The sequence below is a fragment of the Gilliamella sp. GillExp13 genome (genome assembly GCF_001690815.1).
Lineage (GTDB): Bacteria > Pseudomonadota > Gammaproteobacteria > Enterobacterales > Orbaceae > Gilliamella > Gilliamella bombi.
Genome location: NZ_LZHJ01000116.1, coordinates 1 through 9,309, shown reverse-complemented (window position 1 = coordinate 9,309; position 9,309 = coordinate 1). Strand labels below are relative to the sequence as shown.

At 35.1% G+C, this 9,309-nt stretch carries 9 protein-coding genes; 6 read left to right on the top strand and 3 right to left on the bottom strand.

What is annotated here, in order from left to right; all coding sequences use genetic code 11:
* On the bottom strand, window positions 1–741 hold a 741-nt coding region (locus A9G37_RS08355; RefSeq protein ID WP_255306849.1), incomplete at its 3' end, for an IS3 family transposase.
* Window positions 741–1,043 (bottom strand): IS3 family transposase, encoded by a 303-nt coding sequence (locus tag A9G37_RS08350; RefSeq protein WP_065560538.1) that lies wholly within the window; start codon window positions 1,041–1,043, stop codon window positions 741–743. The genes A9G37_RS08350 and A9G37_RS08355, both read right to left, overlap by 1 nt.
* 659 nt (window positions 1,044–1,702) lie before the next feature.
* On the opposite strand from A9G37_RS08350, the gene A9G37_RS08345 reads away from it, so the two are divergent.
* Window positions 1,703–3,043, top strand: coding sequence for an OprD family outer membrane porin (locus tag A9G37_RS08345; RefSeq protein WP_442903145.1), 1,341 nt, complete (start codon window positions 1,703–1,705; stop codon window positions 3,041–3,043).
* 9 nt (window positions 3,044–3,052) lie between these two features.
* The gene (locus A9G37_RS08340) at window positions 3,053–5,731 is read left to right on the top strand and encodes a beta-N-acetylhexosaminidase (protein WP_065575224.1); all 2,679 of its coding nucleotides are present in this window, start codon (window positions 3,053–3,055) and stop codon (window positions 5,729–5,731) included.
* A 71-nt stretch (window positions 5,732–5,802) separates the two neighbouring features.
* Here the strand turns inward: A9G37_RS08340 and rraB are convergent, their stop codons facing one another.
* On the bottom strand, window positions 5,803–6,198 hold the full coding sequence (gene rraB / locus A9G37_RS08335; protein WP_065575223.1) for a ribonuclease E inhibitor RraB: 396 nt from the start codon (window positions 6,196–6,198) through the stop codon (window positions 5,803–5,805).
* A gap of 70 nt (window positions 6,199–6,268) precedes the next feature.
* Here rraB and rnm point away from each other — a divergent pair, with 70 nt between their 5' ends.
* From rnm to A9G37_RS08315, 4 genes are all read left to right on the top strand, one after another.
* Window positions 6,269–7,102 carry an RNase RNM gene (gene rnm, locus A9G37_RS08330; RefSeq protein WP_065575226.1) on the top strand — a complete coding sequence of 278 codons (834 nt, stop codon included), beginning with the start codon at window positions 6,269–6,271 and terminating at the stop codon, window positions 7,100–7,102.
* Window positions 7,103–7,212: 110 nt separating this feature from the next.
* The gene (locus A9G37_RS08325) at window positions 7,213–7,833 is read left to right on the top strand and encodes an L-threonylcarbamoyladenylate synthase (RefSeq protein ID WP_034909803.1); all 621 of its coding nucleotides are present in this window, start codon (window positions 7,213–7,215) and stop codon (window positions 7,831–7,833) included.
* Between the two features lie 80 nt (window positions 7,834–7,913).
* A complete protein-coding gene (gene rluB / locus A9G37_RS08320; RefSeq protein WP_081297703.1) occupies window positions 7,914–8,918 on the top strand; it encodes a 23S rRNA pseudouridine(2605) synthase RluB in 1,005 nt (334 codons plus the stop codon).
* A gap of 117 nt (window positions 8,919–9,035) precedes the next feature.
* On the top strand, window positions 9,036–9,309 hold a 274-nt coding region (locus tag A9G37_RS08315; RefSeq protein ID WP_065575222.1), incomplete at its 3' end, for a helix-turn-helix domain-containing protein.

Sequence of the window (9,309 nt, the reverse complement as noted above, 5' to 3'; positions counted from 1 at the left end):
GTGATTAAATTCCAATTTAAGTTGCGCCAGTGAATCAAAAATAGTATTTGACACAAATTCTGTTTTCACTGCTTTGAATGTGCTTTCTGCAATTGCGTTATCATAGGGGCAGCCTTTGCGACTTAAAGACCGTTTAATTCCAAATGCTGTTAAACATTCATCAATCAAATGATTATCAAACTCTTTTCCTCTATCAGAATGAAACAACTCAATCGTCTGTAAGTTCATTGGAATTTGACTCATAGCTTGCATGACCAGTGCCGCTGTTTTATGCCTGCCAGCACTTCGCCCCACTATTTCTCGATTACTGATATCAACAATTACACAAAGGTAGTGCCAACGTTGTTTAACCCTTACATAGGTTAAATCGGTCACCAATATCTTTCGTGGTTGACCTATATTAAATTCTCGATTCAGTTCATTCCCCACCGGCGATTCATTGCTTTTTTCTGTATGAATACAATATTTTTTACAGGTGTATTTCGAAACCCAGCCATTTTTCGCCATGATTCGACCTATTCGGCGTCGAGATACGGTTATGCCTTGCTTTCTCAGCTCTGCTTGCAGACGCCTTGTACCATAAGCACGATAATTAGTATTAAAAATTTCACCCACTATTTCACTCAGTGATATATCTTGTGATTGCTGCGTTAATTGCCGTTGATAATAGAAACGATTTCGGGTTACATTTAAACATCGACATAATGCACGTAAGCTGTATCGATGCTTATTATGTAAAATTAACTCGATTTTCTTCCCATTATCAACGTCGCTTGCTTTAGGATATCATTCTCCATTAACAAGCGTTTATTCTCTTTGCGTAGCGCGATAAGTTCGTTATCTTCAGTTCGACGATTATCTTTTGCGATGAATGAGCCGGTAGTTTGGTACTGCATTATCCAATTATCTAATGCTGATTTGGTGAGGTCATACTCTGCGACGATATCCGCACGTTTTTTACCATTTTGATATAGCATGACCATTTGTTTTTTGAACTCGTTAGTAAAGCTACGTTTTGCTCTTCGTGATGAATCGATTGCCATTGTTGTTACCTTCTCTTATTTTTAGTTTATCATAACAATGACCTTATAAAACTGGTACTAATTAGTGTAGCCGATCCATATTCATTAACATCTTCTAAAATCGTCATAACATATTAAATAATGTGACTTTAATGATTAATACTAACGTAATTTTGTACGTGGGTTGGTCATTTACAATGGGATATTTATACAAAGGTTTATATTTTAGGTGATATTTTTGTAAAAAATATTCAGGATTCTATACCGTCATAAGTTTAAAAAATTCTAAAAAAGTCCGTTATATTATTTTTTTTAATAAAAAAAGTTGTGACTTTTATCTAAAAATTAGCATAAAAATCGATCTTTTTAGTGATTATGATCACGATTTAGAGTGTTTAATTTGCTAGATAAAATATGTTTATGCATTATAAAAATACATATTTACCTCATATCTGAATTTAAATATGTTCCTAAATAAAGCTTAGTTTTCGAATGTTTAAAATAAAAGTTACTTTGAAGTTCAATTTATTAATAATAATCATATGTTAATAAGTTTTACTGTAAGTTAAATAGCATAATTTCATTATTTTAGGAAAATAAATATGAATATTTATAATGCAAAAATGATACCTAACCGATTAAATCTTTTAACTAAACTTATTTTTTCTTTTTCTGTTTTAATGGGGGTAACAACTCCAGTTGATGCCGTCTATGAAAATCATTTTTTCGATGATGCTTCATTAACTGGTAATATCTTTTTCTGGAATCGTGATCGTGAACGCAAAGATATTGATACACATAAGTATGAAAAAAAACTAAGACACACTTCATTCAATACTAATTTGGATTTTAAATCAGGCTATATTGCCGATAGATTGGCTATTGAACTTGGTGGTTATGGCGCTTGGGAAGTCAGTAATGGCGGTAATGGACACCCAAATGAAATAGGATTTAGTGGTGCTCATACCCGTTGGGATGAGGATTGGAAGAAAGATGTCAGTGGACTTAGTTTTTATAAAGCACAAGCAAATTTTAAAATTGACGAATTATTTTGGGTAAAAGCAGGTTATATTCAACCCTCAGGTCAAACGTTACTTGCACCACACTGGAGTTTATTACCAGGTACTTATCGAGGTTTTGAGGTAGGGGCAACTCTTGATTTTGATAGCGCTGGAGCATTGTCGATGTCATATATGTGGAGTGATAAATATAAAGCACCTTGGTATAAACGGCTTTATGAATTTAAACAGTGGGGAAAAGGTAAAAAAATTAATTATTTACATTCTGCCGGTTTGAAGTATGACTTTAAAAATGACTTAGTATTAGAAAGTGCATTTGGACAAGCACAAAATTATATGAACCAATTTTTTGGTAAAGTATCTTATAAAATGGAAGTGTTTGATAATCCTATGATTATGAGCTACCAATTTTATGGCGCTAAAGATCAATCGCATAAAGGTACAGATGTATATGATGGCTTGGCGTGGTTGCAAGCAGCAACATTAGGCTATCAAGTTGGTGCTATCGGTCTACGATTTGAAGGCGTTTCGGTTAAAGCTGATGGAGAACAGGGATTCTTTTTACAGCGTATGACACCTGATTATGCTTCATCAAATGGTCGTTTAGATATATGGTGGAATTCTCGCTCAGACTTCAATGCCAATGGTGAAAAAGCAGTGTTTGCTGAAGTGACTTATGATTTAAGTTACCTATCTCATTATTTAGCGGGTTGGAAAACAGGTGCGTCTTATGCCTATGGTTGGGATGCAAAACCTAGCACTAATCGTCAATACAATCAAAAACAGCGTTTGATTGAATCTGCATATAACTTTGATTTAGGTTATACCGTGCAAGAAAGTTGGGCAAAAGATACAACCTTCCAATTGCACTATACCGAATATAATAACCATTCAAATATACCGAGCTGGGGTGGTGGATACGGTAATATCTTCCAAGATGAACGGGACATTAAATTTATTGTTACAATTCCATTCACTGTTTTTAGTGCTAAACAAAAATAGGTAAAAAAGATGAAAAAGATTAAGGCAACGATATTAGCAACTTCAATCCTTTCTTTGTTAAATATATGTGCGATTCAATCAGTGCATGCTTCTCAACAAATTGCTGATTTGATTAGTTCTCAACTTAATGTTAAATATGAAGTTGTCGACAATCAAGCAAACTCAAATGGCGTTAACTGTTCAGCTTTAGGTGCTGATTGGGCTTCTTGTAATAACGTCATGATTTCACTTAAAAATACTGGAACAGCCATTAATAATAAAGATTGGGCTATCTATTTTGATAATATCAGAATGATTCTATCTGTAGACAATGATCAGTTTAAAATCACCCATATTACAGGTGATTTACATAAGCTCGAGCCAACAGAAAAGTTCACTGGTTTTCCTGCCAATACAACGGTGAATATTCCAATTATTGGGGAATATTGGATGCTTAGTGAAAGTGATGTTATGCCACGTTGGTATGTAACTTCCAGTGATGCTAAACCCAAAATTATTGCTAACACTAACACTGATTCTGACAATTTATCGGCATTTGTTGCACCAATAAAACAACAATGGAAAAGAACGGCTGATGATCACAATATTTTAATGACGCCTGCTAACCGTTTTGAATATAACGCCGATATTAATAAATTATCTGAATCATCGTTACGAGGGCAAATTTTACCGACACCAAGCAAACTTACAATAGGTAAAGAGGATGTTATAATTGATCAGCAAGGAGTTAATTTGATCCTTAATGGTTTAAATCAAGAAAGTTTAGCTATTTTAAAAGCACAATTTAAAGCATTAAACATTGCAGTAACAGGAAAAGGTTATCAAATAAAAGCAACCGTTGATCCTAAACAATTTAAGCAAGAAAAATTTGGCGCTTATCAATTAGATATCAAAAAGGATAAGACATTAATCACCGCTTATGATGAAGCAGGAATTTTTTATGCAGTTCAGTCAATTTTATCTGTTATTCCTGTAAATCATGCTAATTCAATACCAACGTTAAATGCAGTCGATTCGCCACGTTTTACATATCGAGGGATTATGCTTGATATTGGGCGTAATTTTAAATCTAAACAAGCCATATTAAGTTTATTAGATCAAATGGCAAAATATAAAATGAATAAATTCCATTTTCACTTAAGTGACGATGAAGGTTGGCGAATTCAAATTCCTGGATTACCTGAGCTAACTGATATCGGTAGTAAACGCTGTCACGACCTCACGGAGCAAAATTGTTTATTACCACAATTAGGTTCGGGACCTGATAGTAATACAAGTGGATCAGGATTTTTAAGTCGTAATGATTACATTGAAATTGTCAAATATGCAAAAGCACGCTTTATCGAGGTTATTCCTGAAATCGATATGCCTGCACATGCCAGAGCCGCAATAGTATCAATGGAAGCACGTTATAAACGCCTAATGAATGAAGGAAAAGAGCAACAAGCTAATGAGTATCGTTTAGTTGATCCAACCGATACATCCAATACCACAACGGTACAATTTTATAATCGCTTAAGCTATTTGAATCCTTGTCTTGATTCATCTAAACGCTTTGTTAATAAAGTTATCGATGAAATCGCAAAAATGCATATTGAAGCAGGGCAACCACTTAATACTTGGCATTTTGGTGGTGATGAAGCTAAAAATATCCGTTTAGGTGCAGGTTATCAAGATCTGCAAGCAAAAGAAAAAACTAATATTAAAGGTACTATTGATCAAAGTATTGAAGATCATCCATGGGCTAAATCACAAGCTTGTCAAATTTTTGTGAGAAAAGGCGAAGTGAAAGATATTGAGCATCTACCAAGTTATTTTGCACAACAAGTCAGTACCATTATTAAAGATCATGGCATAAACCATATGCAAGCATGGCAAGATGGTATGAAACATGCAGAAAGTGCAAAATCTTTTGCAGTCGATAAAGTTACAGTTAACTTTTGGGACCCATTATATTGGGGGGGATTTGATTCAGTTAATGAATGGACAAATAAAAGTTATCAAGTGATTATCTCTAATCCAGACTATGTTTATTTAGATATGCCATATGAAGTGAATCCAAAAGAAAGTGGTTACTATTGGGCAACACGTTTTAGTGATGAACGTAAAATATTTAGTTTTGCGCCCAATAATTTACCACAAAATGCTGAAACTTCGGTTGACCGAGATGGTAATCCATTTACAGCTAAAGGTACTATGAACTGGTCAGGTGCTTATGGGCTATCAGCACAAATTTGGACTGAAGATATCCGTAGTGATAACAAAATGCAATATATGGCTTTTCCTCGTTTACTAGCGGTTGCTGAAAGGGCTTGGCATCAAGCTGATTGGGAAATGGCTTATCAAAAAGATCGCCAATATCAGCAAGGTGAAACACATTATGTAGATAGCAAAGCGTTACATGATGATTGGAATCGCTTTGCTAATTTACTTGGACAAAGAGAGCTAGCTAAACTTGATCTTGCGGGTATAAATTATAGATTACCTATTCCTGGTGCAAAAATTGTAGATGGTAAATTAAACGCCAATATTGTATTTCCGGGATTAAACATTGAATATTCAACGAATAATGGAAAAAATTGGAAACGTTATATTGTTCCAGTGGCAATTAATAAAGATGACACTATCTCTATTCGTAGTATTTCATCAGATCAAAAAAGAACAAGTCGTATAGAAAAGCTAAATTAAGCTTTAAAGCACTAATATTCTTATCCGTTTATCGGATAAGAATAAAGCCTAAGAAAGGGAGTTGATGATATTTAATGAAGTGTCTCCATAAGCTCAGCTTCATCAAAATCGTCATCATTCCCATCTTCAAAATAAGTGCCCCAACCATCATATGTGACGCCAAATTGGGTAGTAAGTGCTATGATTTCTGCAATTTGTGCATTTATTAGTTCGGCATTGAGTGGGCTTTCGGTAACAATATCAAAAGCGATAACAACATTGCCTGCATCGTCAATATCTTCATCGGGATCGGTTGCTTCATAGCCTAATTTATAGGCTTCTAATGCTACTTTTTCTAATTTATAAAAATGTTGTGATGAAATATGATGTTCGATGATATAAAGTGCATGAGGATCGCTACCATCTTCTAATAGTTCCTCAATAATCGCACTAGTACCTTGTTGAGCAAGGCGAATTTGATCTTTCATAATATACCTTTTAGTGGTCATGCAAATTGTGTGGTATATTACACGTTTCAAAATAATTTTCGAGAAAAAAATGATCGTTGATTTACATTCACATACTACGGCATCGGATGGTCTCTTAACGCCTAGCGATCTTGTCAAAAGAGCTGTGGATAACCAAATTGCTATTTTGGCTATTACCGATCATGACACAGTTAAAGGCTTACCCGAAGCTCAAAAAACGATTGCTAACGAAAATTTACCTATTAAATTAGCTTGTGGTGTTGAAATATCAACTTCTTGGAAAAACAACGAAATTCATATTGTTGGGTTAAATATCGATATTGCACATCCTGAGTTAATGGCACTACTATCATCACAAGAACAAGGAAGAATCGATCGAGCGTTGGCTATAAGCCATAAATTAGCTAAAGTTAGCATTGAAAACGCTTATCAACAAGCACAACCTTTTGCAAAAGGAGACATTGTTTCGCGTGCCCATTTTGCAAGATTTTTAGTTGCTAACGGCTATGTTAAAGACATCAAACGCGCTTTTAAAACGTACTTAGGCAAAGGTGGTTATGCTTATGTACCTGCAACATGGTGTAGTATTTCAGATGCGGTTAATGCCATTCATGCTGCAGGAGGGCAAGCAGTACTTGCGCATCCAAGTCGCTATGATCTCTCTTTAACTAAATTGAAATTATTAATAAGTGAGTTTAAAGCTAGTGGTGGGGATGCAATTGAAGTTTCACAAAGCAGGCAAACACAAGACGATTTACAAAAATTAGCTAAATTAGCCAATGAATTTGAACTATTAGCATCACAAGGATCGGATTTTCATGGTGTTGACACCTATTTAGATTTAGGTAAAACAACCCCATTGCCCGGTAGTGTTATACCAATTTGGCATAATTGGAAACTCTAAATAAATCTGGATTACAATGGATTTATATTCGTGCTTTATCATAAGATTAACAATATAAAATTTAATCATGCAAATCAGATTAACAACAATAATTGGTATAAAAGAAAATTATGAGTCAAACTTTTTATATTCATCCAGATAATCCGCAAACTCGATTATTAAATCAAGTTGTCAACATATTAAATGATGGTGGTGTTATAGCTTTTCCGACCGATTCAGGATATTCGCTGGGTTGTTTACTTGATAATAAGTCAGGCGTTGATCGAATTTGTCAAATTCGTCAACTTGATAAAAATCATAATTTTACCTTGATGTGCCGTGATCTTTCTGAACTATCTAGTTATGCTTTTGTAGATAACACAACTTTTCGGTTACTAAAAAATAATACCCCTGGTAAATATGTTTTTATTTTACAGGCAAGTAAAGAAGTACCCCGTCGATTGATGAATGAAAAACGCAAAACAATTGGACTAAGAATTCCTGATAATAAAATTGATTTAGCGTTGCTCGAATTATTAGGGCAGCCATTAATGACTGCAACATTAATTTTACCTAATGATGACCAAGCGCAATCCGATCCCGACGAAATAGAAGATAAAATAGGTTATCAGCTTGATGCGATTGTGCACGGTGGTTATATAGGTCAACAACCTACCAGCGTAATTGACTTGACTAATGACTATCCAACAATTATTCGCAAAGGAAGTGGAGACACTAAGCCATTCGAATAAATGTCCATTTTTTATTGTCAATATATCGACAATATAGCTAATAGAAAATTGATACCTGAGAAGGTAACAGCGAGGATTTTATGAAAAATAGCAAATCAGCATTCCCACAACTTGGCAAAAAGACAAATAGCGTTAAAGCAAAGGAAAAGCAACTCTATGAAAAACCAAAAACCTCAAAAGTACCAGCTATTACACGCAAAACATCGGTACATGATAATACTGAAAAACTCCAAAAAGTATTAGCTAATTTAGGTAATGGATCACGCCGAGAGATTGAAGCCATGATTGTGGCAGGGAAAATCAGTGTAGATGGAAAAATTGCCACATTAGGCGATCGGGTTGATGTTAATGCCAATCCGAAAATTCGTATCAATGGTCATTTAGTTCAGCTAAGAAGTAAAGAAAAAGAAGTTTGCCGAGTACTAGCTTATTATAAACCAGAAGGTGAAATTTGTTCACGGAATGATCCTCAAGGACGTGCGACGGTTTTTGAGCGTTTACCTAGATTAAAAAATGCTCGTTGGGTGAACATTGGCAGACTTGATATCAATACATCGGGCTTATTATTATTCACAACTGATGGTGAATTAGCTAATCGATTAATGCATCCACGGCACGAGATTGAGCGTGAATATGCAGTGCGAGTATTTGGTAATGTGGCTGATCAACAAATTAACCAACTTCGTAAAGGGGTGCAACTAGAAGATGGCCCAGCCTCATTTCAATCAATTAAAGCACAAGGTGGTGATGGAATTAACCAATGGTTTAATGTAGTTATAACAGAAGGCCGTAATCGAGAAGTTCGTAGAATGTGGGAAGCTATTAATGTGCAAGTTAGTCGATTGCTACGCATTCGCTATGGCAATATCACTTTACCCAAAGGATTATCACGCGGAACTTGGCTAGAACTTGGTATTGACTCAGTCAATTACTTACGTGAACTAGTCGGTTTGTCACCTGAATCTAAAAGTTTCACCACAAGTTCTTCTTCTGACAAAAGAATAGTAAGACCTAAACGAGTCAAACTTAATCAACAGACTAAAACAACACGGCAAAGAGTAACTCAAAAAGCAACTCGAAAATAATCGTCACTTAGCCCCCTGGATTCAAACATGAAGTGCAATTTTAAACACGGTGGAGTGAAGAAAGTAGAAAGGTGATTTATACTAGCACCTTCGCACCACCACAGTTTGGAGATTGCTATGTATTATAATCACCTTTCTAGGAAGGAAAGATACCAAATTTTCGTATTATTACAAGCCGGAAAGAATAAAAAAGAGATAGCCCAGCTACTCAATAGACATCCTTCGACAATAAGTCGAGAGATAAAAAGAAACTCAAAACCTAATCAAGCCTATCAAGCACATGATGCGGTAACCCTAGCTAGGAAAAGGCGAAAAAACAGCGGTAATGGTAAGCCAATAGAGTCTTCGGTATGGCGCCAAGTTGAAAAATACCTCATGCTTTATTACAGCC